Here is a 23,437-nt window from a genome sequence, read left to right as displayed (position 1 = left end):
ATCGGGACGAAGGGGCTTTTTGAGAAAGCAACTATGGTGACGCAGAAGTCGGCAGGGGAGTTGCCAATCTGGCCTTGATTGAGATTATGCCACAGTCCTGCCGGTGACACAGAAGATTGTGTTACGGCGAGAATACGCTAGAATCGTAAAGGTGAATTTTGAGAAAGTATGATCAAGTTACGTTTAAAACGTTTTGGCAAGAAGAGAGAAGTAAGCTATCGGATCGTGGCCATGCACAGCACCAGCCGTCGGGATGGTCGCGCCCTACAAGAACTCGGGTTCTACAATCCTCGCACCGACGAAACCCGTTTGGATGTGCCCGCCATTGTACAGCGCCTGAAACAAGGGGCTCAGCCGACGGATACCGTCCGGGCCCTCCTGGAAAAAGCGCAAGTTTTTGAACAGCTCAAAGCCTAGACGCATGGTTTCTTCTGTGCCCTTACCAGCCGCTACTCCCAATTACGTTGGTTTGGTAGAGTTTTTAGTGAAGCCCTTTCTAGAATTTCCAGACTCCCTGTGCGTAGACTGCGAACAAGCCAACCAACAACAGCGGGTCTGGATTCGTCTTGCCTTCCAAGAAACGGATAAGCCCAGGGTATTTGGTCGTGGCGGTCGGAATTTAGCCGCTATTCGAGCCGTGCTAACCAGTGCCGCGGCAGGAGCAGGACAATCCCTCTACCTCGACATCTACGATGGAGAACGCGAAACCGGCCGAAACGCGGGTTTACGGCGACGTCGTTCTTCTACTGCGACCCCAGAATCCCGCACGAGTCCCCGTCGTCGCCCGGTGGTTTCCTCTGCGCCCCTTTCCTCTCCCTCAGTCTAAATGCTAGGGGCCAACGCTCGATACCCTCGGTCGGAATTCCCCTTTGTTTTGAAGCCATGTCTGCTCTCTACATTGCCGTGGTCGGTGATATTCATGATCTATGGAATACGAATGATCATCTGGCCCTGCAACAGCTTGGTGTTGACTTGGTTCTATTTGTGGGAGACCTGGGCAATGAATCTCTGCCGGTGGTTCGCTCCATTGCAGCCCTAGACCTACCCAAGGCTGTTGTACTGGGTAACCATGATGCTTGGTACACGGCCTCTAGCTGGGGACGGAAAAAGGCCCCCTACGACCATGGGCAAGAAGACCGAGTTCAGACCCAACTAACACTATTGGCGGAGAGCCATGTCGGCTATGGCAAGCTAGATTTTTTGTCCTGGCAATTTTCAGTGGTGGGCAGTCGGCCCTTTAGTTGGGGAGGGCCAGATTGGAAAAATAAAACCTTTCTGCGGGAACGCTACGGGGTTACCAACTTCCGGGAGTCCATCCTTAAAATGGTGGACAACATCCAGAAAACACAAACGGACACCCTCATTTTCCTCGGTCATAATGGGCCCTGGGGCCTGGGAGATCAACCGGAATCGATCTGCGGTCGCGATTGGCAACCCCTGGGGGGAGACCACGGAGATCCGGATTTTAGTGAGGCCCTGTTGCAGGCCCGACAACTGAGAAAGCGCATCCCCTTGGTGGCCTTTGGCCATATGCACCATCGTCTCCGCCATCGCCAGGATTGCCTGAGAACTCGAGTGGTGGAAGACAGCCATGGCACGGTATACCTTAATGCGGCCTGTGTGCCCAGAATTCGTCCCTGGCCGCCGGCCACCGGTTCATCCTGCCATCATTTTTCTCTCATCCATTGGCAAAATCAGCAAGTCCAGGCTATTGAATCGATCTGGATGGATCCCCAGGGCCACTGTGTTGAGCGGGAGTCTATCTATGCTAGGATGAGTTCCTGACCATCTGGAGAGGTGGCAGAGTGGTCGAATGCGCCCGACTTGAAATCGGGTTTGGGGAAACTCAACGTGGGTTCGAATCCCACCCTCTCCGTTGCTTAGCCAGAAAAATGATCTCGGGGTTGCTGATATTTCCGGGCTTTCAATTGAGCCAAGGCATTGTCAACGGATTGCTGTTCCAAATAACGAAATTGGGACTCCAGAGGATCCGGTTGATTAGTCACCAATTCTCCTTGAGCCTCCATTTCTAAAATTTTGAGTTCAATCTGCTCAAATAGATGGCTGACACCATCAGAGCGGTTTTGACTGGTAATTTCAACTAATTTTTGGGCGGCAATGGCGGCCTTAAGACGAGCCAGGTAGAGACTTTTCTGGGTTTTGATGGCAAAATACTTTTGTTCTAGAGCGAGTAGATCGGCTCGAATTTTGCCAATCACCTGCTGTTGCTCTGTGAGCGCAGTGGCCAGACTGGTCTCCTGCATCTGGTAATTTTGCCAATGCTGGAGGGCCTCTCGGGCCAGGCCCTCATTATCTTTGTCTAAGGCCAATTGCGCCCGTTCATACCAGCGTTGAGCAATACCTTGCTGAGCTAGACGTTGACGCTCAGTACTTTTAGAAACTGCGATCGCTTCCGCCAAAGCCCGACGCAACTCAATCAACTCCAATTCCATTTGAGCCGTCATTTCCTCAAGCAAGACTTCGGGGTCTTCCAGTTTTTGGTGGAATTGGTTAAGTTGGGAGCGGAGTAACCGCCCCATGAGGTCGAATAAACCCATGGTATTTTCGGCTGGCCTATTCTGTCTGGTTGAGGTTTTGGAGTTCTTGGATCAATTGCTGGGCCTCATTATTTGGGACAGCCGGTGAGGGTTCCAGGCCTCGATTATACTGTTTGATCAAGGTTTGCCGGGTGCGATGGTTAAAACTAGAGGACGGCACCGGAGGTTGATTCGGCACCGGATTCATTTCCGGAACACTGGGAGGTGTAGCCGCGTAGGGAAGGTTGGCTCCCTGGGGATTATTAACGGGAGGATTACTCAGATTTGGTGTTGTTCCCAAAGGATTGACGGGAGGTAAAGCAGAAACAGGGGCGGGAAGCGTAGGGGGAGGCGGTGGTGGGAGAGGAGTACTGTTGCTGGGAGCAGGGGGATAGGTGGAACGAAGGGCCAGAGTCGGAAGGGAACGAGCGGGCGGAAGCATGGTTGGCGGTAGATTCGCTGGGGGTAGGGTTGTGGCGACTAGCCCGGTATTTTGAGGTTGTAGGGAAGGCGGCAGGATCAAGCTAGCCAGACTTGGAGTTGGTGGAGCAGGGGCCACGGTGACGGGTTCAGGGGAGCGGGTCACCATCGGTGTTAACTCACTCAATTTATTGAGAGCTAGGGGGTTAAGGTTAGGGAGAGGGGCCGTCGCTGACGGTAGGCTTGGAGGGCTAGGTGGCGGGGAAGCCATGGGTAGGACTTGTTGCCAAGTCAAAAGTCCGTTGGCAACGATTAAACAGAGGATTCCCCCCAGACTCCAGGGCGTTAGTAACGGTTTGACCCGGACGGAAGGAGACGACTCGGAGGAGGGAATTGAGTGATTGACAAAATTATAGTCGATACTTTCTGTGGCCTGGAGTGTGTTTTCCACAACCGCTAGGCTAGCGCTCCTCTCTTCCGGGACTAACTCCGCTGTAATTGGCAGATCCGTTAGGGTCTCGGGGTTGGTTTCGGGCAAGGAGGGAGAGGTCATGGAAGTTGAGCCACTACAGAAAAAATCTTTTGTCCCGTATCTTAGCCCAAAGCACCAAAATTTCGGTAGAGGCCAAGCTAAAATCAATGCCCTGGAAAGTGAGTCTTCAGCCAAATGAGCAGGGCCTGATTGAAACGTTCGGGACATTCATCCTGGGGACAATGGCCGGCCTGGGGCCATTCCTGTAGTTCAATCCGACGATTCAGTCCGGCAAATCCCTTGGCCAAACTGGTAGGAACCATGCGGTCATCCTGGCCCCAAATCAGCAGTATCGGTAGAGTCAGAAGGGGCAGGATTTCAGTGGCCGGGGGGGCAAAGCCCGGTTGACGCACCGCCTCACACAAGCGACAAAAGGCCTGGTTGGCGCCCTCATCCTGGGGCGGGCGACTAATAATTTGCACAAGCTCTGGGGTTACGGCCTGGGGATTACTGTAGGCAATAGCGGCCCAGCGCTGGATCACCCCAGGACGACGCAGAAAACGAAACAACAGCTTGAGCAAGGCCGGAGCGGCCACAGCATTTTCTAAACGAGTTATCCAAGGTTGAATCAAAGCCGGTAGGGCCGTTTGACGCAGGGAAACATCCGGTAAACTCAGCATCACTATCCCCGCCACCATCTCAGGGAATTGGTAAGCCACTGTCAGACAGACGAGGGAACCGATGGAATTACCGACCAGCACTACCGGCCGGTTAATGAATTGTCGCCAAAAGTCATAGACCTGCTGACTCCAGAGATAAGCGCTATAGGGCACATTGGCCTTGCGCGACCCACCAAACCCTAATAAATCCAGGGCATAGACATTGGTCGCTTGGCTCAGGGCTGGAATATTGTGCCGCCAATGCTCAATCGCGGCCCCAAAGCCATGGAGCAAGAGGAGTGGAGGCAAGGAAGACTCTCCCGTTGCTGGATGTTGGAAACTATAGCGGATTTGCCAACCCCGCCAACTCCATTCTCGTTGCTGTCCAATACGCTCTGGCCAGTTTACAAGCATCAATAATCGAAATGAGAAAGATTATTCTAGCCTACGACAAAGCGCTTGCCGCAGGCCGGGGTTACGACGGACTTAACGATATTGACTATCCCGAATTCCATAGCAAAAAAAAAGAAATAACGCAAGTTTATGTAAATTTTTGTAAATTCATGTTAGGTTGAGGAGAGTCATTAGCGCATCATGTCGCGCATAATTGGTTTTATAACCAAGGAGGGTACTATGCCATTTACTATCGATACAGCTCGCTCTATTTTTCCAGAAACCCTGGCCGCCGATTCAGTTCCTGCAACGATTGCGCGCTTCAAACAACTCAACGCAGAAGATCAACTAGCCTTAATTTGGTTTGCTTACCTAGAAATGGGTCAAACCATTACAATCGCGGCACCTGGGGCTGCCAGTATGGTGCTAGCGGAAGGCACCCTTAATGAAATCAAAGCCCTGCCGGGTCGTCAGCAAACCCAAGTCATGTGCGACCTAGCCAACAACGCCGATACCCCGATCGGCCGGGCCTACGCCACCTGGACTGCCAACATCAAACTCGGTTTTTGGTATCGCCTTGGTGAATGGATGGAAGAAGGCCTGGTGGCCCCGATTCCCGAAGGTTATCAACTCTCCGCCAATGCCTCTGCGGTTTTACAGGCCATTCGTAACCTAGAGTCGGGCCAACAAATTACAGTGCTCCGTAACTCCGTGGTGGACATGGGCTTTGATGCCAACAAACTAGGTCGTTACCAGCGGGTTTCTGAGCCGGTTGTTGTTCCCACCGAAATAAGCAAAAGAACCGCTGTTACCATTGAGGGCGTTAACAATGCCACGGTATTGAGCTACATGGATAACCTCAATGCCAACGATTTCGACGTCCTCATCACCCTCTTCACCGAAGATGGCGCCCTGCAACCGCCTTTCCAACGCCCGATCGTTGGCCGTGATGCCGTTCTGCGTTTCTTCCGTGAAGAATGCCAAAACCTCAAGCTGATTCCTGAGCGCGGTATCGTGGAACCCACCGATGATGGTTACACCCAAATTAAAGTCACGGGTAAAGTCCAAACCCCCTGGTTTGGTGGTGGGGTCGGCATGAATATGGCCTGGCGCTTCCTGCTCAATCCTGAAAACAAAATTTTCTTTGTGGCGATTGACCTCTTGGCATCTCCCAAGGAATTGGTGAACCTTGCCCGTCGATAAAATCCTCAAAATCGTCTAAACTTTGGTATTGAGTACTGAACGCATCTTATCGCTCTCCCAAAGCGTAGGGTGCGTTTCTTAACGGCGTTAATACGTTTTATACATTTTTAAAAAACCCTTTGCAGACAAGTGACTAACCTAAACTGGACGACAGAAGAACAACAGATTGCTCAACAGGCTATTCAAACGGCCTACCACCGAGAAGCCCAGGCTTTGATTCATAAAATTTCTCACGAAACCCCCACCATTCAAGACATTGACGAGGTCTGGCAACTTCATGATTATCTGAGTGCCAAGCGACATCAGATGGATGGTAAGTATGATAGTCGCTATCCGGTGTTAATCTTTGTCTTTGCTAACTTACTGAAAGAGGGTTGGTTATTGCTGGAAGATCTCAAGGGTCTGGAACCAGATAAACTCTCAAAAATCTCTGCCCTAGCTAAGATGTCCTAGGGCCTGGGTTCAGTTCGTCTCGAAAAGGGGTGTTCAGAAGGGCCAGGGGTCTCGGATAATGGAGCTAGCCATTAGACGGTATTCGGGCCATGGTTACCATTCTCTACTCGCCAGAATTTCTTGACCATGAGACGGGGCCTTTTCATCCCGAATCCGCCGCTCGACTCTCGGCTATCGTAGCAGCCCTCCAACAGATGCCCGAGGCCAATTATTTAAATTGGCGCACCCCCACACCTCTAAACGACCGAGATCCTAGGCCCTCTATTTTGCAATGCCATAGCCCCGCTTATTTACACCAGCTGGCGGCCCTGGCCCAACGAGGGGGAGAGCATCTTGACCCCGATACCCCTGTTTCTGCTCGAAGTTTTGAAGTGGCCTTGTTAGCAGTAAATGCCTGGCTAGATGGGGTAGAATTGGTTGGGCAAACGCAAGAGCCGGTCTTTGTACTGGCCCGGCCACCGGGGCATCACGCCCTGCGAGACCGGGGTATGGGCTTTTGTTTATTGGGGAATGCGGCCATTGCCGCCCACTACGCCTTAACGCAACCAGGAATTAATCGGGTCATGATTCTGGATTGGGATGTCCATCATGGTAACGGTACGGAAGCCTTGGTTAAAGGGCAGGCTCAGGTTGCCTACTGTTCCCTACACCAATTTCCCGCTTATCCTGGCACGGGCCGGGCCCAGGATTCCACCGATCGCATTCTCAATATTCCGCTGGCACCGGGAAGTGGGCGAGCCGAATACCAACGAGCCTTTGAGCAGCAAGTTTTACCCTTTTTGAACCGCTTTCAGCCCGATCTCGTGATCGTTAGCGCCGGTTACGATGCTAACCAGGCCGACCCCCTGGCCAGTATGAACCTCAAGCCCCAGGATTACGGCTACTTCAGTCAACAACTCTGGAACCGGACGTCTCGACTGCTGTTTGGCCTGGAAGGCGGCTATGACCTTGAGGCCCTGGGCCAATCCGTCGTGGCTACCCTGCGGCCCCTACTTCAAAATTTCGGCTATACGGTCGGTCTTTCCTAAAAGTTGCCATAAAAAACCCCCGTTATCCTAGACAACTGGGGGGCAACAAGGCTCTAACTCAGGCGGAATAATTAATTTTCACCGCCCAAATCTTCGTCTTCAAAGGCCGAGGGAATATCAAGAACTTCTTCTTCTATCGGGCGACCTTCCGCTTCCGCGAGGAGTTTCTGACGGTATTTTTCGGCCATTTCTTCGGCTTTCTCGTAAACGAGGTCACGATTTTTCAGCATTGCACCGGGTTCCGGTTCTAATTGTTTGGTGGACAGGGAAATCCGGCCCCGTTCTGCATCCAGGTCAATGATCATCACTTTCAGTTCATCATTGACATTGAAGACGCTGTGGGGAGTATCAATGTGGTCGTGGGAGATTTCAGAAATGTGGAGCAGGCCACTCACACCACCAATATCAATAAAGGCCCCGTAGGGTTTGATGCCACGCACGGAACCAATGACCACCTGGCCCACCTCTAGGCCATTCATCTTGCGTTCTACCAGGGCCCGACGATGGCTGAGCACCAGACGATTACGCTCTTCATCCACCTCTAGGAATTTGAGGGGCAGGTCTTCCCCCACTAAATCTTCCTTCGCTTCACGGGCGCTAATGTGGGAACCGGGAATAAAACCGCGCAGGCCTTCGATCCGGACTAAGGCCCCCCCACGGTTGGTGGCAAAAACATTAGAGCGGACTGTAGCGTCTTCGGCCTGGAGCTGACGAACCCGTTCCCAGGCTCGCATATATTCAATCCGACGGATGGAGAGGGTTAGCTGGCCATCTTCGTTTTCGTCGGTCAGGATAAAAAATTCTCGGGTTTCGTTGGGCTGGAGGACCTCATCGGGGTCATCAACCCGGTTAATCGACATTTCCTGGATGGGAATAAAGGCAGCGGTCTTGGCACCAATATCAATCAGGGCCCCCCGCGACTCCATGCTGAAGACCGTCCCGGCTACCACATCTCCAGGGCTGAAATGGTAGTCGTATTTATCGAGCAGAGCGGCAAAATCTTCGTGGGTAAATCCAATGTTTTTTGAAGGTGTAATTGTTTGACTGGCCATGTATGTTTTAAGTCCTAATCCCTTGATCTCCGTAATTTTTTTGCGAATGCCTCCTGTTACTCACTATTTAAGCCAGGATACAGACTCCCTATTATAGCGGATTGGTCAACGTCTGCCGGGGTTTGTTTTGGTCATGACCCAAGCCAGGAATGTAATGCTCCCACTCAGTCCCAGCAAGCAGGGAGTCAGCCAATCGCCCCAGCGGCTGTAGAAGGTCTGGGTAGTGCGGCGGTAAATGGGGGCCTGATGAAGTTGGTATTGATTTAACGCGGAGCGCCAAAGGGTTTCGCCCCTGGGGGAAATGATTGCAGAATAGCCCGTATTGGTGGCCCGGGCCAGCCAGCGGTCATTTTCAATGGCCCGTAGGACATCCAGGGCGTGGTGTTGGGCCGGCATGGCTGCGCTGTAGTGGGCATTGTTGGCGCTGGACAGAATGAAGGTGGCCCCCTGCTGAATTTGTCGTCGTAAGCGCTCAGGAAAAGCGGATTCATAGCAGATACTCACCGCCGCCGGGCCAAAGGGAGTCTGAAAGACCTGGGCCTCTGAGCCGGGAACCAATTCGCCCTTGAGAGGGGAGAGACGTTGAACCAGGCCCCCCAACCAAGTCCGGAGGGGAATATATTCTCCCAAGGGAACTAATTTAACTTTGTCGTAGCGTCCCACCAGGCGGCCCTGGCCATCAATGGCAAAAAGGCTATTGGTATAGTCCTGATTTTGCTGGCCCTGTTGGCCATAGGCCCCAAGCCAAACCGGAACGTGGGTTCGTAGGACAGTTTGATAAAAAGGACCGTTGGCAACAATATCCTCCCAGAAGTAGGGCAGGGCCCCCTCCGGGGTTAAAATCACCGCTGCACCATTCTTAGCCAAGCTTTGATAGCCTGCGGTATAGCCTTCCAGAGCCCGCTGTATCCCCTGGGGCGTGAGTTTAATCGGGTTGGAAATATTGCCTTGGATCAGACCTACCTGGATTGCTTCGTCGGTTTTATCTGAAAGCGGCCGCTGGGCCAGATAAGCGCCGCCACCGTGAACAACCAGCAGGAGCAGAAACGTCAGCCCAAGCCCTTGACTCAGGCCTAGACGGGATAGGCCAGAATAACGATAGCGCCAGAACATTTCGGCCCCCAGGCCATTAATCAAGACCAAAATTGCGGTCAGGGTTGTTGGCCCGGATAGTTGGCCCCATTGCAGTAGCCAGAGATTCGTGGGACTTTGGGTATAGGCTAGGGGACTCCACCAGAGAATACTGCCGCTCCAGAGGTGTTCTAGGGCGCACCAGAGGGCTGTTCCCCAGCAGAGCCGAAGGCTAGTCTGCCAGGGCCTTGAGAGAACAATAATTCTTTGCTCAACTAAAGCCAGGCCCAGGAGCCAAAACCAGACCAGAACCACGCCCCACAGGGTAATGGCCAACCAACAAAACAGGGCAATGCCCAGACTGGCCAGCCAGGGCACCCCCAGCCAAGTCATGGGATGAATGCCTGTAATCCAGCTCAAGACTAGGCCATAGAAACCCCCGCCCCAGGCCAGGGCCCCCAGTAGGAGTTGGTCATTCCTGCGTCGTCGGGCATAGAGCCAGAGAGGAATCTGGGCGACCCAAGCGGTTAGAAACCAAGACCAGGGCGCAACGGCCAGGCCCATCAACAGTCCTCCCAGTAGTAGCAACATCGCTGACTGGAGTAGGGGGGGGAGGGCCATAGTGGTGAAAGCCTTGATCACGTTGTCTAAAGCTTACTGCTCAACAGTTCTTGTTACAATAATTAACAAAAACAGTCCCCATTCTGAGTGACCTATGCCCCCAGCCCTACTGCCGCCTTCGACCGATGCAAAATCCCTCACTTTGGAAGCAGTAGTAGAGGAAGTCCCGGCGCCCCGTTTACCCCAGGGCCACCAAGAAGACCTCGGGCCCGTCTGCGATATGGTACCGGAAAGCTGGCAGTATCACCCAGACTTAATCACTGCTTTTTATCGACGGCGGCCCTGGCAAGTCCTGAGTCGCTTGTTGAATATCTTCTTCCCCTTTTTGGCGTTTTACCTGGGGATTTGGTGGGATAATCTGCGGGGCAAAAATCCCAAACACTCCCGCCAACAAGCTGTTCGTTTGCGTCGCTTGCTTACCGAGTTAGGCCCGACCTATATCAAAATTGGCCAGGCCCTCTCCACACGGCCTGATCTGGTGCCACCGGTTTATCTAGAGGAACTCACCACGCTCCAGGACCAACTCCCTTCTTTTCCCAACGAAGTCGCCTACCAGTTTATTGAAGAAGAATTGGGGGCACCGCCCCAAGCGATCTATGCTGAGCTCTCCGAGCGGCCCATTGCCGCCGCCTCCCTGGGCCAGGTTTATAAGGGCACGCTCAAAACCGGTGAAAAGGTCGCCGTTAAAGTCCAGCGTCCCGACCTAGTGCGTCGCATCACCCTTGATATTTACATCATGCGTTCCCTGGCCCTGTGGGTACAAAAACGGGTCAAGCGGGTTCGTTCCGATCTGGTGGCCATTACCGATGAACTGGCTAGCCGCATCTTCGAGGAAATGAACTACTTCCAGGAAGGCTGTAATGCCGAAAAATTTGCCCAACTCTACGGTCAACTGCCGGAAATCTATGTCCCTCGTATCTATTGGGAGTACACCGGGCGGCGGGTACTAACGATGGAATGGATTGAGGGCACGAAATTAACCAATATCCGAGCCATCCAGGCCCAGGGCATTGATGCCACCCATCTTGTGGAAGTCGGGGTGCAATGTTCCCTGCGGCAGTTACTGGAGCACGGCTTCTTTCACGCCGATCCCCATCCGGGGAATCTTTTGGCTATGGCTGATGGCCGCCTGGCCTATCTGGATTTTGGCATGATGAGCAATATCCAGCCCTACCAACGTTACGGCCTAATTCAAGCAGTGGTGCATCTGGTCAATCGCGATTTTGAGGCCCTGGCTCAGGACTACGTTAATCTAGAATTCCTCAAAGCGGATACAGATCTGGCCCCCATCGTACCGGCCCTCAACCAAGTGTTTGGCAATGCCCTCGGGGCCAGTGTGGCGGAATTAAACTTCAAGAGCATTACCGATCAAATGTCGGCCATGATGTATGAGTTTCCCTTTCGAGTGCCGGCCTACTACGCGCTGATTATTCGCTCCATGGTGACGTTAGAGGGGATCGCCATTGGCATTGACCCTAATTTCAAAGTCCTCAGTAAGGCCTATCCCTACGTGGCCAAGCGTCTGCTCACCGACCAATCCCCCGAACTGCGGGCTTCTCTACGAGATCTGTTGTTTAAAGAAGATAGTTTTCGCTGGAATCGGCTGGAAAACCTCCTGCGTAATGCCCGTTCTTCCCCCGACTACGATTTCGACCGGATTTTGAACCAAGTCAGTGACTATCTCTTTTCGGAACGGGGCCAGTTTGTGCGCGACCGGCTGGTAATTGAGTTAACCAATGCCCTGGATAATTTCGGTCGTCATACCTGGTCTAACCTAACCCTCAACCTGCGCCAGCAGTTAGGCTTGGAAACCCCACCAATGCCTCCGATCCCCATCAACTCTAACCCGGCCCCCAGTTCCTGGGAACATCTCAAAACCATTTGGCAAATTTTACAAACCACGCCGGGCTTTGACCCCATGAAGTTAATTCCGGTCATGACCCAACTCCTGACCAATCCCACCTCCCAGCACATGGGCCAACAAATTGCGGAAGGTCTCTTGCAAAAGGCCCTGGCCCGTTTGATTCGTCACTGGGCCCTAGAATGGGAGATTAGCCCAGACCTCTCCCCAGGCATCAAAAGCCGGTAGAATCGGAAGGGCCATCCTTGGGAACCATTCATACCACCATGATTACGACTGAAGCGATTCTTGATGTCCTCCGACCTGTCCAAGACCCGGAACTGCAAAAAAGCCTGGTCGAACTCAATATGATCCGCAACGTCCAGGTGGAGAATGGCAAGGTTTCCTTTACCCTGGTGTTGACCACCCCAGCCTGTCCCCTGCGGGAGTTCATCGTCGAGGATTGCCAAAAAGCGGTCAAGCAATTACCAGGGGTCGAAACAGTTGACGTTGAGGTCACGGCGGAAACCCCCCAACAAAAATCCCTACCCGACCGTCAATCGGTGAATCAAGTCAAAAATATTATTGCGGTCTCTAGTGGCAAAGGCGGAGTCGGCAAGAGCACCGTGGCGGTGAACATTGCAGTGGCCTTGGCCAAGGCCGGTGCCAAGGTCGGCCTCTTGGATGCTGATATCTACGGCCCGAATGCCCCTACCATGCTAGGCCTGACCCAAGCTTCGGTTCAAGTCCAACAAACGGCCCAGGGAGACATCCTGGAACCGGCCTTTAACTACGGGGTGAAAATGGTGTCCATGGGCTTTTTAATCGACCCTGACCAACCGGTCATCTGGCGGGGGCCCATGCTCAACGGTATTATTCGTCAGTTTCTTTATCAAGTGAACTGGGGAGAATTAGATTATTTGGTGGTGGATATGCCCCCCGGCACCGGTGATGCCCAACTCACCCTCACCCAGGCGGTGCCCATGGCCGGTGCCGTGATTGTGACAACACCCCAAACGGTTTCCCTGCTGGATGCTCGCCGGGGCCTGAAGATGTTCCAACAAATGGGCGTCAAGGTTTTGGGCATTGTGGAAAATATGAGTTACTTTATTCCCCCGGATCTGCCCGACCGCCGCTATGACCTCTTTGGCTCCGGTGGGGGCGAAAGAACGGCCCAGGAATTAGGGGTGCCGTTCCTCGGAGGAGTTCCCCTAGAAATTGCCTTGCGGGAAGGCGGCGACCAAGGCCTACCCGTGGTAATGGCCCTGCCGGAATCCGCATCGGCCCAGGCCCTGACGGCCATCGCTCAACAGGTGGCGGCGAAGGTTTCCCTGGCAGCTCTGGCCTAGACGTAATACTAATCCCGCATAAACTCCATAATTGGCGTTTCCTAGGAATTGAACCATGACTTTAGCGCATCTCGACCTGACCTCCATCTTCTGCCATGTTATCGTGGGCAATGCCTACTAAGCTCTAGCAACCTGGAGCGCAAGGTCATGGGAATGTTGCCATTGGCTTAAATCTGCCAAGGCCCGGTCGCGATAGTGGCCGTAGCGTTCCCGTTTATTGCGAATCCGTTGGGGCAATTCCGGCAGAATTCCAAAATTGGGCGGCATCGGTTGAAAATGTTTCGGGGAGGCCGAGCTAGTAAAGTGAAACAAGGCCCCCATCATGGTGGTCTCCGGTAGGGTTAAAGGTTCTTGGCCCAGGGCCAGTCGGGCCGCATTCGTCCCAGCCAGCCAGCCCCCGGCCGCGGCCGCCGCGTAGCCTTCTGTGCCGATTAACTGACCAGCGGCTAGGAGGTGGGGGCGTTTCTGAAACGCTAAGGTTGGGCTGAGGAGTTGCGGGGCATTAATAAAGGTATTGCGGTGCATCACCCCCATCCGCACAAATTCCGCCTGCTCCAGACCAGGAATCATCTGAAAGACTCGCTTTTGTTCGCCCCATTTTAAATTGGTCTGAAAACCAACCATATTCCAGAGTTGGCCGGCCTTATCTTCCTGGCGGAGTTGAACAACGGCGTAGGGGCGTTTATCTCGGTTCGCAGGATCTCGGAAATCCCCCAGACGGCTATCAAACAGGCCAATCGGTTTTAAGGGCCCGTAGCGCATGGTATCTTCTCCCCGCCGGGCCAGTTCTTCAATGGGTAGACAGCCTTCAAAAAACTGAGCCGTTTCCCGTTCAAAGTCCTTGAGTTCCGCTTGCTCCGCCTGACAGAGGGCCTCCCGAAAAGCTAGATATTGTTCCTTGTTCAGCGGGCAATTCAGATAGGCCGCTTCGCCCTTGTCGTAGCGAGAGGCAAAAAAGGCAAGGTCGTAATTGATGGATTCCCCGACCACAATGGGACTGGCCGCATCAAAAAAGCTGAGATAATCCAGGCCCGTGAGTTGCTGGAGAGAATCCGTCAGGGCCGGACTGGTCAAGGGGCCTGTGGCCAAAACGACAATGCCCTCCGAAGGAATACTCGTAACCTCCTCTCGGCGTAATTCCACCAGGGGGTGATGGGCCAATTGCAGGGTCAGGGCCTGACTAAAGACCCCCCGATCCACGGCCAAGGCCCCGCCGGCAGGGACTGCATGGTGGTCAGCGGTGTGGATAATCACAGACCCCAGACGGCGCAATTCTTCTTGCAACAGGCCCGCCGCTCGGTCACTTTCCTTAGCCCCAAAGGAGTTGCTACAAACCAGTTCCGCCAATTCGCTACTGTGATGGGCAGGACTGGGGCGCACCGGCCGCATTTCCGACAAAATCACCGGCACCCCTGCCTGGGCGATCTGCCAGGCCGCCTCGGTACCGGCAAGGCCACCACCAATAACATGAACGGGAAGAGACGTTGGCATAGGGTTTAGGGACTCCAAATTAGCTGGCTCGGTTGGGCTGTGGTGAGAACCTTTATTTTAATGGGTTGAGCCTGGAGAAAAAATAAGGAGTTAGCAAAACTCCTCTAGCAATAGTCAAAACAACCCTAATCAGATTCTAGGTCTAAATAATCCCTGCCATCCCAAATAGCCCTTGTGATTCCATTAGTGGTATAACTCATTAAACTCAAACAATGGAATAGATGGGAGACTTGGCCCTATTCAAAACGGTCGTGTTCAGCAACGGTTAGTAACCTTGGTATCTCACCGATAACCTCTATTCCGTCTTCTAAAACAGAGTTGTTGGCCTGCATTTTTTAACTAAACAGCGACAACTTGTAAGCGTAAACCAAGGGCTTTCAATACCTTGAGAACCGTTGCAAATTCTGGATTCCCTTCGGTCGATAAAGCTTTATAAAGGCTCTCTCGTCCCAGTCCTGTTTTACGGGCAATGTTTGTCATCCCTCGAGATCGAGCAATGTCTCCAAGGGCCGCTACGACTAGAGCTGGATCAGCCTCTTCAAGGGCTGCTTCAAGATATGCGGCAATATCCTCTTGGGTTTCTAAATGCTCTGCTGCGTCCCAAGGCAAGGTTTTAAGTTTGTCCATTATGACCTCCTATAAGTCTTTTGCCAAATCTAAAGCTGTTTTGATGTCTTGATCTTGAGTGCTTTTATCTCCACCAGCTAGCAAAACGATAAATGTATCTCCTTTTCTTGTGAAATACACCCGGTAGCCAGGGCCATAATCAATCCGCAATTCTGATACGCCTCCACCAATAGGCTTGACATCACCAGGATTACCCATCGTTAGTCTGCGCTCTATGAGCTACTTGGCAGCAACAAATTCCTCTACGGTTAATCCAGCGGTGCGAATCAAACTTCGCAGAGTCCCTTTCGCAACTTCGCGGTGATCAGGAATCGAAAGCGTTACAAGCTCTTCGTCTTTTGTCATGATGATGTGGCTACCCGTTTGCCGCACGGCCTCCCAACCTAACGATTCAAAGACACGCACGACTTCGCCCCCACTCATGACAGATAAAGCAGAACCCATTAGACGACCACCTCAACTTGGTGAGTCTCCACGGTCAAAGGCATTCCGCGCTCTGCCCGAACCTGTAAACAGGCTGTGATCGCATCTTGGATATTTTCAAGGGCTTCTTGTTTCGTTTGACCTTGACTCACACATCCCGGAATGCTGGGACACTCTACAACCCATATTCCATCTTCATCACGATCGAGCGTTACGCTAAACCTCATAACACGCTTCCTCAACAAAAAGTGTCGCTTCTACCATTTTAACCTGTTGTTGTTAAACGCTTGGAGGTGTGCAATAACAGACGGTTTAGAAAGGATAGTTACATGTAATGAAAAAATGAAAAATCTTAATACTAAACCATAAAAACTAAATACTAGATCGACTGCCGATTGCTAGTCTGTGCTAACCCTCTTTCGTCAAACTCGGTGAATTAGAATGGAAGAAAGAGGCTAGGAAGCCCGGAGGGAATATGCTCACTGACGGACACAAGTGCCTCAAATCCTTGCTAGGACTGAGTTTGATTAAATCGACTAGTCCACAACCCCAAAACGCTGAAACCCTTGTTGTATCTGGGTTACAAGCTTGGTAGCAGCCAGTGTACCAAGAAATGTGTCCGTCACTCAGCCGATAACCTCTATTCCGTCTGCTAAAACAGAGTTGTTGGCCTGCATTTTTTGACTAAACAGCGACAACTTGTAAGCGTAAACCAAGGGCTTTCAATACCTTGAGAACCGTTGCAAATTCTGGATTCCCTTCGGTCGATAACGCTTTATACAGGCTCTCTCGTCCCAGTCCTGTTTCACGGGCAATGTTTGTCATCCCTCGAGATCGGGCAATGTCTCCAAGGGCCGCTACGACTAGAGCTGGATCAGCCTCTTCAAGGGCTGCTTCAAGATATGCGGCAATATCCTCTTGGGTTTCTAAATGCTCTGCTGCGTCCCAAGGCAAGGTTTTAAGTTTGTCCATTATGACCTCCTATAAGTCTTTTGCCAAATCTAAAGCTGTTTTGATGTCTTGATCTTGAGTACTTTTATCTCCACCAGCTAGCAAAACGATAAATGTATCCCCTTTTCTTGTGAAATACACGCGGTAGCCAGGGCCATAATTAATCCGCAATTCCGATACGCCTCCGCCGACAGGCTTTACATCACCAGGATTACCCATCGATAGACGACGAATACGAACATCAATACGTGCTCTGGCTTGTCGATCGCGTAGAGCATTAAACCATTGGGAATAAGCTTCAGTTTGGCGAACTTCAATCATGCATTAAGTGTATTTCATAGGATACAGGGCGGCAAGGGAACGAAGTTCGTTTGTCATTTCATGGAGAAGCAGACTAACGGCAAAACGAAGCGGCGGTAGATAACCTCAAACTCAGCACCAATGGCTTTCGTCTGTCCGCTGCTGTGAAGTGTTAGATAGCTGGCTGCAATCTAGCATTATTTAACACCTCCTGAAGCTCTTTAATACTTAAGGGTGGAGTACGACGGTGAATCATAGCATGGCAATTAGGGCAGACAGGACGTAGATCATTTATCGGATCAACCTGATACTCCTGTTTAATCTCCGATAGTGGACGCAGATGGTGAACATGAATAAAACCATCACCTAGCTCACCATAGACTTTGCTAAAGTCAAAACCACAAACAAAACAACTTGCACCATAGTATTCAACACAAATTTTCCGAGCTTTAGTATTACGCTCATAGGCATTAACTGTTACGTGCTGTACTCCACCTTCATAATGCGCGTCATTCTCTGAAACTTCTTCAGGCGATAGAAAACTTGGAGAATGAGAGAATTCTTCCCATAGCTTTTCTAGCTCTGATGCAACACTATCAGGCACTTGCACTCCTGACATTTGAGTATCCCAGTACATTTCTTTGAAAGGTTCTGTATCTAGCATCTGGCGCGGTAAAACATTACTTTTTGCTGGACTTAGTAATTCATCAAACCGAACTCTGACAAACATTGCAGTTTCTCCAGAGGATGCCTTCTCACTATCCCAATGCAGATCTTCATAGGAACCTTGCATAACATATCCTGATGCAAAAATTCCTTTGGGCTCTTGACCTAACCTCATAAAAAATACACGATCGCCACGTTGAAGACGTTTAGAATTACCACAGCTCCAACGAGCGGTAACTAATTGCCCAGCCTGAACTGATTGTGACATTTCCTCAATATCATTCCAATGCCACCGTTTAGGATTCCAAGCTAATAGGAAAGTTGCCATATGTAATTACGAAAGTCATATATGCCTATTCTGCCCACCAGATCTGGCATCATTTACAGATAACCTTGCGCTAACGTCATCACCGGAGACTTAAGCCACTTAACTAGAGATTAGACAGAAACTCTCCGTATATTACGCTCCAATGGAGTAATCACAAAAAAATTGCCATATAACATTACAAATAGCCCAATTCTCAGGTAATTTTAGTGAATACCCACCGAAATCCAGCCGAGAATGAGGGTAATTCAACACCATGCTGAAGGAAACACAACGATCTCCGTTCGTTAAAGTGAGCCTGGGAATTGCTGGAGGGCTACTTGGCGGTTTAGTCGGCTCCCTAGCGGCGGTGCTACTAACTCAGTTGATCAAGCAAATCCTCGATGTTGCCTCTGGACAAGCGACCATCTGGTTATTGCTTTTGCCGTTAGTCGGTGTTGCCTTAGCGGTATTAGTCCTATTTGGACTGGGTAAGGGCCAATCTATCCAGACCTTAGTTCCCCGTGAGGCTACGTTCCCTGGCCGCTGGGGTTCCCTATTCTCTTGGTATTCCTTCCCCCATGACATTGCCCGCGCCGACTTAACGGGTGACGTGGTGAATGCCTCGGGAGCAGAAGAGAAATTCCCCTGGAAATTGGCCCCGTTGCGGGCCCTTGCCATCCTATCCACGGTTGGGCTAGGGGCAACAATGGGCACAGAATCACCAGCGGCTCATATTGGTGTGGCAACAGGTGTCTGGTTAGGCACCATAAATCCGTCACTGCGCCCACTGGTGCGGCCGATGGGGATCGGCGGTGGGGCGGCAGCGGTGTCTGCATTGATGGGAATCCCGCTGGTGGGCAGTTTTTTTATGTTTGAGCTAAGTCAGCGACGCCAGGTTCCGATTACCCTGGAGCGAGTGATGGCGATGTTAGCTGGGGGCCTAGTGGGATGGGGGATTAATGCGGCCTTTAATCTCAATCTAATCCGGCTGGTTGTACCGAAGGTTCCTCCGGCTAATCTTTGGGATACAGTGGGGGCCACTTTGTTTATCGGAGCGATTGCCGGTGCGATTACGGCCCTCACGGGGGAAGCGATCTATTGGGCGAGGGGTTTGCGAACCAAGCCGGTTCTTCGTCTTCTGATGGGTGGCATAGCCATGCTATTGCTAGCCATGGTAATCGGAGGGATTGCTTCCCCAACAGTAGCTTTTGGCCCTGGGGGTGCTGCCATCCTCTGGTCAGAAACCGTTACAACGACCCCTTATCAACTATTGGCGGTAGCTCTGCTCCGGGCCGCTTCTACTACTGCCGCCGTTGTCGCTGGAGGCTGTGGTGGTGTGTTTGTTCCCTTTCTGGCGATCGGCGACCTGAGTGGCCGGGTATTTGCAACAGCCTTTGGAATTTCAGCCGATCTGGCTGGAGCCGCCGGGGCCGCGGCCGGTATTGCGGGTGGCTATCGGCTACCGCTGACTGCCGTGGCGATGATACTCGGGGTGGGGGGCCCAGAAACGGCCCAAATTACCTGTCTTGCCACCGTAATCGTTGCCGCCTTGGCTGGATTGGTGACGGCACGGTTAGCCAACCAACTCTCCAGTTCCCTGCGCCTACCGAGTCGCTAGCCGTCATCGTCAGTCCAAAAAATCGTTCTGGCCAAGAACGGGCCCAGGCCCTGAGAGGATGTTGAAAAGGGCCTGGGAGAGCTGTCGGACAAAGATAACGATAATATGATGAGAAACTCACTATGGACGGAGGCCCCCTTGGGACAAGCTAGTTTACGGGGATTTGCTCGGTTTTATCGGCGATTTAAAGGATTTTTTCTTAGCCTAAGTGTTGTTTTATTGTTGTTCTCGACGCCTTCTTTACTCGGCCTGGCGCAGACAACACCAGCGGACGTTGCTTCGCCACCAGAACCGGCCCTGCCAACGACGAATAAAATAGATGGTTATCCGGTTCTCTTGGATAACGAACCCCTCTTTGTCGTGCGCCGGGGGGTGGGTATGTTTTCGGCCCAAGAGCGGGCCCAGGCCATTAGTCAACGGTTATCTCTGGTAGCTCGTGACATCAGCATTACACCCGAGCAAATCCAACTGGTTCAGGAGCCAGAAAATGACCTCCTTTATCTGCGAGCCGGCAATACCATCATTCTCACGATTACCACCCAGGATGCCAGGGATCATCGAGAATCGAAAGAAAAATTAGGGCAACAGGCCTTAACCTATATCCGAGCGGCTATTAGCCAATATCGAGAGGAGCGCAGTGTTGACCATTTATTAAAGGCCCTCGGTTATACTGTCGTTGCTAGTATTGCTTTAATCATCATCACTCGTCTTATTTTATATCTCTCTAGCAAACTCTTCCCGTCTATCACCACCTGGCTTAATCGCCGTCTTCCTAGTCTAAAGATTCAGAATTTTGAAATCATTTCCGCTCATCATATTAGTCGGTTCTGCTTACGCATCTTAAAATTTATTCGTTTCTTTTTGGGTCTGGTTCTTTTTTATGTCTACATTAGTTTTATTTTAGGTCTATTTCCTTGGACAAGAAACATTAGTGAAAGTATTTTAGCCTACTTTTTTATTGCTGTAGAATTTGTTGTTCAGGGCGTTGCCCAATATATTCCCAATTTAATTATTCTGGTTCTCATTTGTTTCACGACCTATTACCTATTACAGTCCATTCGGCCCTTCTTTCGAGCCATTGAACGAGGTAACTTAAATATTCCTGGCTTTTATCAGGAGTGGGCAGAGCCAACCTATCGCTTAGTCTTAATTCTGATTATTGCCCTGGCCGCCGTAGTTGCCTTTCCCTATCTTCCTGGATTCGACTCACCGGCCTTTCGGGGGGTTTCAGTATTTTTGGGGATTCTTTTTTCCTTGGGATCAACTTCCGCCGTCGCTAACGTAGTCGGTGGTGTTATTTTAATTTATACGCGGGCCTTCCAAGGTGGAGACTGTATTCAGATTGGCGATGTGATTGGAATTGTCTTAGAAAAGACCTTGTTGGTGACTCGAATTATGACTCCCACCAATCGCATTATTACTATTCCCAATTCCTCTCTACTCAGTAGTAATGTCATTAACCTGAGTGCAGCCGCCCGTGAACTGAAGCGTTACTTAATTCTGCAAACCACCGTGACCCTCGGCTACGATCTGCCCTGGCGTCACGTCCATGAAACCTTGATTCAAGCGGCCCTGGCCACGACAGATATTCTGTCCGACCCCAGTCCCTTTGTGCTTCAAACAAGCCTGGATGACTTCTACGTCAGCTATCAACTCAACGCCCATACCGATCACCCAGACCGCATGGTTCACATTTATGCTGAGTTGCACCAAAATATTCAAGACTACTGCAACCAAGTAGGCATCGAGATTATGTCCCCCAGCTACTATGCCCTGAGGGACGGTCATCAAAGTACTATCCCTGAAAATTATTTACCGTCGGATTATCAGGCTCCTGGCTTCCGTGTGAGCCAAATTCCCAAGGAGAATGACCCTAACTCGTGACCACATCCCCCATCAACAGGCCCGCAATCAGCAACAGCAGAAGGGCCACGCAGAAATCTAATATTTTGGGGGATAGTCGTCGGGCAATCCAGTAACCAATTAATACGCCAAGGAGGCTGGTGGCAATCAAGGCCAGGGCCGCTCCGGCAAACACCACCCAAGGAGAGCCAGACTCCGCGCTAATCAACAGGGTTGTGAGTTGGGTCTTGTCTCCCATTTCTGCCAGAAAAATGGTGAGAAAAGTAGAGGTAAAAACCGGTCGAAAATAGCTAGAGGGAGCAGGGGCAACCATAGACAGGCGGAAAGCACCGAATTTAGAAAATTTAGAAAAGGGCCAGGATAGGCTACCTTAATTATCTCCGAAAGGCCGACGGGTTCCGCTGGCCCAGTTCTTTGATCCCAGAGAGAGCCGACTGCTTCTGCCTTGCAACTGGACGAGAATGTAGGAAAATACAAGCAATCCTCAACCCATCGATTATCAATACGAAGTTATTAAATTAGGAGTCAGTATGTATATTGTACAGATCGCCTCGGAGTGCGCCCCTGTGATTAAAGCAGGAGGTTTGGGCGATGTTATCTATGGCCTGAGTCGAGAGCTAGAAATCCGCGGCCATTGCGTTGAAATTATTGTGCCCATGTACGACTGCATGCGCTACGACCAAATTTGGGGACTCCATGATGCCTATCGTGATCTGTGGGTACCCTGGGAGGGCGGAGCGGTTCATTGTTCCGTGTTTTGTGGTTGGGTGCATGGTCGTCTTTGCTTCTTTATTCAGCCCCATTCTGGCCAAAATTACTTTAATCGAGGCCACTACTATGGCGCTCTTGATGACCACATGCGTTTTGCCTTCTTCTCCAAGGCGGCCATGGAATTTCTGCACCGCAGTAACAAGCGGCCGGATATTATCCACTGCCACGATTGGCAAACGGGCCTGGTTCCGGTGCTACTCTACGAAATCTATCGCCACCACGGCATGGGCACCCAACGGGTTTGCTACACCATCCATAACTTCAAACACCAGGGCATTGCCGGGCCTAATGTTCTGTGGGCCACGGGCTTAAATAACGATGCCTACTACTACCATTACGACCGCCTGCAGGATAACTTCAACCCCGCCGCCATTAACTTTATGAAAGCGGGCATTGTCTATTCCAACTACGTCAATACGGTGTCGCCCCACCACGCCTGGGAAGCCCGCTACAGCGACATTAGCTGTGGTCTGGGACATACCCTGGAAATTCACCAGGGTAAATTTGGCGGCATTCTCAATGGTATTGACTACGAAGTCTGGAATCCTGAAATTGACCCCCTCATTGCCTTCCACTACGGTTCGGAGACCTTTAGCGAAAAGGCCAAAAATAAAAAGGCCCTGCGGGAACGTCTCCCCCTGCGGGAGGAGGACAAACCCCTTGTCTGCTTCATTGGTCGTCTGGACGACCAGAAGGGCGTTCACCTCGTCCATCACTCGATCTACTACGCCCTGGGGCGTGGAGCCCAGTTTGTGCTGCTGGGATCGGCAACGGAACCGGGCATTAATCAATGGTTCTGGCATGAAAAACAGCACCTGAACAGTAACCCTGATGTCCACTTCGAACTGGGCTTTAACGAAGAACTGGCCCACTTAATCTATGCGGCGGCGGATATTATCGTGGTGCCCAGTAATTACGAGCCCTGTGGTCTCACCCAGATGATTGGCCTGCGCTATGGCACCGTGCCGGTGGTGCGCGGGGTCGGGGGCCTGGTGAATACAGTCTTTGATTGGGATTACGACACAGAGCACTTGCCTGAAGAACGCAACGGCTTTGTCTTTTATCAACCTGACCAATACGCCCTCGAAACGGCCCTGGGTCGGGCCATTACCCTTTACGAAAAGGAACCGGCAACCTTCCGGGAATTGGCCCTCCAAGGCATGGCCTACGACTACTCCTGGAACCATCCCGGAGAGAAGTACGTTGGGATTTACGAACACATCCGCCATAAATAAAGTTGGCAGGGCCCTTTTAAACAATGGCCTCCTTGATTTTCCGCTTCTCAGCAATGAGGGCCTCTTTCCGCGCTGGCCAAAGCCCGT

General features: G+C 51.6%; 25 protein-coding genes and 1 tRNA gene. 12 read left to right on the top strand and 14 right to left on the bottom strand.

Annotation, left to right across the window (positions count from 1 at the left end; translation table 11 throughout):
• Nucleotides 1–168: 168 nt before the first annotated feature.
• From rpsP to ABXS88_RS12800, 4 genes are all read left to right on the top strand, one after another.
• Complete coding sequence (gene rpsP, locus ABXS88_RS12815) at nt 169–417, top strand: 30S ribosomal protein S16 (RefSeq protein WP_353672432.1); 249 nt, start codon at nt 169–171, stop codon at nt 415–417.
• 4 nt (nt 418–421) lie between these two features.
• Nucleotides 422–826 (top strand): KH domain-containing protein, encoded by a 405-nt coding sequence (locus ABXS88_RS12810; RefSeq protein WP_353672431.1) that lies wholly within the window; start codon nt 422–424, stop codon nt 824–826.
• A gap of 56 nt (nt 827–882) precedes the next feature.
• Nucleotides 883–1,785, top strand: coding sequence for a TIGR04168 family protein (locus ABXS88_RS12805; protein ID WP_353672430.1), 903 nt, complete (start codon nt 883–885; stop codon nt 1,783–1,785).
• Between the two features lie 6 nt (nt 1,786–1,791).
• A tRNA-Ser gene (locus ABXS88_RS12800) sits at nt 1,792–1,876 on the top strand.
• A gap of 4 nt (nt 1,877–1,880) precedes the next feature.
• Here the strand turns inward: ABXS88_RS12800 and ABXS88_RS12795 are convergent.
• From ABXS88_RS12795 to ABXS88_RS12785, 3 genes are all read right to left on the bottom strand, one after another.
• The gene (locus tag ABXS88_RS12795; protein ID WP_353672429.1) at nt 1,881–2,558 is read right to left on the bottom strand and encodes a PspA/IM30 family protein; all 678 of its coding nucleotides are present in this window, start codon (nt 2,556–2,558) and stop codon (nt 1,881–1,883) included.
• A 16-nt stretch (nt 2,559–2,574) separates the two neighbouring features.
• Nucleotides 2,575–3,510, bottom strand: a complete 936-nt coding sequence (locus tag ABXS88_RS12790; protein ID WP_353672428.1) for a hypothetical protein — start codon at nt 3,508–3,510, stop codon at nt 2,575–2,577.
• Between the two features lie 83 nt (nt 3,511–3,593).
• A complete protein-coding gene (locus ABXS88_RS12785) occupies nt 3,594–4,502 on the bottom strand; it encodes an alpha/beta fold hydrolase (RefSeq protein ID WP_353672427.1) in 909 nt (302 codons plus the stop codon).
• Between the two features lie 219 nt (nt 4,503–4,721).
• Between ABXS88_RS12785 and ABXS88_RS12780 the strand changes: the two genes are divergently transcribed.
• From ABXS88_RS12780 to ABXS88_RS12770, 3 genes are all read left to right on the top strand, one after another.
• Nucleotides 4,722–5,684, top strand: coding sequence for an orange carotenoid-binding protein (locus tag ABXS88_RS12780; RefSeq protein WP_353672426.1), 963 nt, complete (start codon nt 4,722–4,724; stop codon nt 5,682–5,684).
• 129 nt (nt 5,685–5,813) lie between these two features.
• Nucleotides 5,814–6,137, top strand: a complete 324-nt coding sequence (locus ABXS88_RS12775) for a hypothetical protein (protein ID WP_353672425.1) — start codon at nt 5,814–5,816, stop codon at nt 6,135–6,137.
• Nucleotides 6,138–6,226: 89 nt separating this feature from the next.
• On the top strand, nt 6,227–7,165 hold the full coding sequence (locus ABXS88_RS12770; protein WP_353672424.1) for a histone deacetylase: 939 nt from the start codon (nt 6,227–6,229) through the stop codon (nt 7,163–7,165).
• A gap of 71 nt (nt 7,166–7,236) precedes the next feature.
• Here the strand turns inward: ABXS88_RS12770 and ABXS88_RS12765 are convergent, their stop codons facing one another.
• On the bottom strand, nt 7,237–8,217 hold the full coding sequence (locus ABXS88_RS12765; RefSeq protein ID WP_353672423.1) for a 30S ribosomal protein S1: 981 nt from the start codon (nt 8,215–8,217) through the stop codon (nt 7,237–7,239).
• 105 nt (nt 8,218–8,322) lie between these two features.
• The gene (lnt, locus tag ABXS88_RS12760) at nt 8,323–9,852 is read right to left on the bottom strand and encodes an apolipoprotein N-acyltransferase (RefSeq protein WP_353674824.1); all 1,530 of its coding nucleotides are present in this window, start codon (nt 9,850–9,852) and stop codon (nt 8,323–8,325) included.
• Between the two features lie 151 nt (nt 9,853–10,003).
• Between lnt and ABXS88_RS12755 the strand changes: the two genes are divergently transcribed.
• Entirely contained in the window at nt 10,004–11,998 is a 1,995-nt protein-coding gene (locus ABXS88_RS12755) for an AarF/ABC1/UbiB kinase family protein (RefSeq protein ID WP_353672422.1), read from the top strand.
• A 38-nt stretch (nt 11,999–12,036) separates the two neighbouring features.
• Nucleotides 12,037–13,098 (top strand): Mrp/NBP35 family ATP-binding protein, encoded by a 1,062-nt coding sequence (locus ABXS88_RS12750; protein ID WP_353672421.1) that lies wholly within the window; start codon nt 12,037–12,039, stop codon nt 13,096–13,098.
• A gap of 117 nt (nt 13,099–13,215) precedes the next feature.
• Here the strand turns inward: ABXS88_RS12750 and trmFO are convergent, their stop codons facing one another.
• From trmFO to ABXS88_RS12710, 8 genes are all read right to left on the bottom strand, one after another.
• On the bottom strand, nt 13,216–14,589 hold the full coding sequence (gene trmFO, locus ABXS88_RS12745; protein WP_353672420.1) for an FADH(2)-oxidizing methylenetetrahydrofolate--tRNA-(uracil(54)-C(5))-methyltransferase TrmFO: 1,374 nt from the start codon (nt 14,587–14,589) through the stop codon (nt 13,216–13,218).
• 339 nt (nt 14,590–14,928) lie between these two features.
• A complete protein-coding gene (locus ABXS88_RS12740) occupies nt 14,929–15,216 on the bottom strand; it encodes an addiction module antidote protein (protein ID WP_353672419.1) in 288 nt (95 codons plus the stop codon).
• Between the two features lie 9 nt (nt 15,217–15,225).
• Nucleotides 15,226–15,414: a type II toxin-antitoxin system RelE/ParE family toxin gene (locus ABXS88_RS12735; protein WP_353672418.1), complete on the bottom strand. Its 189-nt coding sequence runs from the start codon at nt 15,412–15,414 to the stop codon at nt 15,226–15,228.
• A 21-nt stretch (nt 15,415–15,435) separates the two neighbouring features.
• The gene (locus ABXS88_RS12730) at nt 15,436–15,660 is read right to left on the bottom strand and encodes a type II toxin-antitoxin system HicA family toxin (RefSeq protein ID WP_353672417.1); all 225 of its coding nucleotides are present in this window, start codon (nt 15,658–15,660) and stop codon (nt 15,436–15,438) included.
• Nucleotides 15,660–15,866: a type II toxin-antitoxin system HicB family antitoxin gene (locus tag ABXS88_RS12725; protein ID WP_353672416.1), complete on the bottom strand. Its 207-nt coding sequence runs from the start codon at nt 15,864–15,866 to the stop codon at nt 15,660–15,662. Before ABXS88_RS12725 ends, ABXS88_RS12730 begins: the two co-directional genes overlap by 1 nt.
• Nucleotides 15,867–16,323: 457 nt before the next feature.
• Nucleotides 16,324–16,611, bottom strand: a complete 288-nt coding sequence (locus tag ABXS88_RS12720) for an addiction module antidote protein (RefSeq protein WP_353672415.1) — start codon at nt 16,609–16,611, stop codon at nt 16,324–16,326.
• Nucleotides 16,612–16,620: 9 nt separating this feature from the next.
• On the bottom strand, nt 16,621–16,911 hold the full coding sequence (locus tag ABXS88_RS12715; protein ID WP_353672414.1) for a type II toxin-antitoxin system RelE/ParE family toxin: 291 nt from the start codon (nt 16,909–16,911) through the stop codon (nt 16,621–16,623).
• Nucleotides 16,912–17,062: 151 nt separating this feature from the next.
• A complete protein-coding gene (locus ABXS88_RS12710) occupies nt 17,063–17,884 on the bottom strand; it encodes an HNH endonuclease (RefSeq protein WP_353672413.1) in 822 nt (273 codons plus the stop codon).
• 253 nt (nt 17,885–18,137) lie between these two features.
• Between ABXS88_RS12710 and ABXS88_RS12705 the strand changes: the two genes are divergently transcribed.
• Entirely contained in the window at nt 18,138–19,481 is a 1,344-nt protein-coding gene (locus tag ABXS88_RS12705) for a chloride channel protein (protein ID WP_353672412.1), read from the top strand.
• Nucleotides 19,482–19,586: 105 nt separating this feature from the next.
• On the top strand, nt 19,587–21,365 hold the full coding sequence (locus tag ABXS88_RS12700) for a mechanosensitive ion channel family protein (protein WP_353672411.1): 1,779 nt from the start codon (nt 19,587–19,589) through the stop codon (nt 21,363–21,365).
• Here the strand turns inward: ABXS88_RS12700 and ABXS88_RS12695 are convergent.
• Nucleotides 21,355–21,657 (bottom strand): TMEM165/GDT1 family protein, encoded by a 303-nt coding sequence (locus tag ABXS88_RS12695; RefSeq protein WP_353672410.1) that lies wholly within the window; start codon nt 21,655–21,657, stop codon nt 21,355–21,357. The genes ABXS88_RS12700 and ABXS88_RS12695 overlap by 11 nt on opposite strands.
• Before the next feature lie 217 nt (nt 21,658–21,874).
• Between ABXS88_RS12695 and glgA the strand changes: the two genes are divergently transcribed.
• Nucleotides 21,875–23,350, top strand: a complete 1,476-nt coding sequence (gene glgA / locus ABXS88_RS12690; protein WP_353672409.1) for a glycogen synthase GlgA — start codon at nt 21,875–21,877, stop codon at nt 23,348–23,350.
• Nucleotides 23,351–23,437: the final 87 nt, after the last annotated feature.

This window comes from Synechocystis sp. LKSZ1, from assembly GCF_040436315.1.
GTDB lineage: Bacteria > Cyanobacteriota > Cyanobacteriia > Cyanobacteriales > Microcystaceae > Synechocystis.
The sequence above is the reverse complement of the archived record's forward strand: the minus strand, read 5'-3'. Positions and strand labels throughout refer to the sequence as shown.

Bases quoted from the DNA above. Each gene is read 5' to 3' on its own strand.
- ABXS88_RS12735 (WP_353672418.1), bottom strand. From the start codon at position 15,414: ATGGGTAATCCTGGTGATGTCAAGCCTATTGGTGGAGGCGTATCAGAA.
- ABXS88_RS12780 (WP_353672426.1), top strand. From the start codon at position 4,722: ATGCCATTTACTATCGATACAGCTCGCTCTATTTTTCCAGAAACCCTG.
- rpsP (WP_353672432.1), top strand. From the start codon at position 169: ATGATCAAGTTACGTTTAAAACGTTTTGGCAAGAAGAGAGAAGTAAGC.
- ABXS88_RS12725 (WP_353672416.1), bottom strand. From the start codon at position 15,866: ATGAGGTTTAGCGTAACGCTCGATCGTGATGAAGATGGAATATGGGTT.
- ABXS88_RS12810 (WP_353672431.1), top strand. From the start codon at position 422: ATGGTTTCTTCTGTGCCCTTACCAGCCGCTACTCCCAATTACGTTGGT.
- ABXS88_RS12770 (WP_353672424.1), top strand. From the start codon at position 6,227: ATGGTTACCATTCTCTACTCGCCAGAATTTCTTGACCATGAGACGGGG.
- ABXS88_RS12715 (WP_353672414.1), bottom strand. From the start codon at position 16,911: ATGATTGAAGTTCGCCAAACTGAAGCTTATTCCCAATGGTTTAATGCT.
- ABXS88_RS12755 (WP_353672422.1), top strand. From the start codon at position 10,004: ATGCCCCCAGCCCTACTGCCGCCTTCGACCGATGCAAAATCCCTCACT.
- glgA (WP_353672409.1), top strand. From the start codon at position 21,875: ATGTATATTGTACAGATCGCCTCGGAGTGCGCCCCTGTGATTAAAGCA.
- ABXS88_RS12730 (WP_353672417.1), bottom strand. From the start codon at position 15,660: ATGGGTTCTGCTTTATCTGTCATGAGTGGGGGCGAAGTCGTGCGTGTC.
- ABXS88_RS12710 (WP_353672413.1), bottom strand. From the start codon at position 17,884: ATGGCAACTTTCCTATTAGCTTGGAATCCTAAACGGTGGCATTGGAAT.
- ABXS88_RS12700 (WP_353672411.1), top strand. From the start codon at position 19,587: ATGATGAGAAACTCACTATGGACGGAGGCCCCCTTGGGACAAGCTAGT.
- ABXS88_RS12720 (WP_353672415.1), bottom strand. From the start codon at position 16,611: ATGGACAAACTTAAAACCTTGCCTTGGGACGCAGCAGAGCATTTAGAA.
- ABXS88_RS12705 (WP_353672412.1), top strand. From the start codon at position 18,138: ATGCTGAAGGAAACACAACGATCTCCGTTCGTTAAAGTGAGCCTGGGA.
- lnt (WP_353674824.1), bottom strand. From the start codon at position 9,852: ATGGGCCTGGCCGTTGCGCCCTGGTCTTGGTTTCTAACCGCTTGGGTC.
- ABXS88_RS12695 (WP_353672410.1), bottom strand. From the start codon at position 21,657: ATGGTTGCCCCTGCTCCCTCTAGCTATTTTCGACCGGTTTTTACCTCT.
- trmFO (WP_353672420.1), bottom strand. From the start codon at position 14,589: ATGCCAACGTCTCTTCCCGTTCATGTTATTGGTGGTGGCCTTGCCGGT.
- ABXS88_RS12750 (WP_353672421.1), top strand. From the start codon at position 12,037: ATGATTACGACTGAAGCGATTCTTGATGTCCTCCGACCTGTCCAAGAC.
- ABXS88_RS12785 (WP_353672427.1), bottom strand. From the start codon at position 4,502: ATGCTTGTAAACTGGCCAGAGCGTATTGGACAGCAACGAGAATGGAGT.
- ABXS88_RS12805 (WP_353672430.1), top strand. From the start codon at position 883: ATGTCTGCTCTCTACATTGCCGTGGTCGGTGATATTCATGATCTATGG.
- ABXS88_RS12740 (WP_353672419.1), bottom strand. From the start codon at position 15,216: ATGGACAAACTTAAAACCTTGCCTTGGGACGCAGCAGAGCATTTAGAA.
- ABXS88_RS12790 (WP_353672428.1), bottom strand. From the start codon at position 3,510: ATGACCTCTCCCTCCTTGCCCGAAACCAACCCCGAGACCCTAACGGAT.
- ABXS88_RS12795 (WP_353672429.1), bottom strand. From the start codon at position 2,558: ATGGGTTTATTCGACCTCATGGGGCGGTTACTCCGCTCCCAACTTAAC.
- ABXS88_RS12765 (WP_353672423.1), bottom strand. From the start codon at position 8,217: ATGGCCAGTCAAACAATTACACCTTCAAAAAACATTGGATTTACCCAC.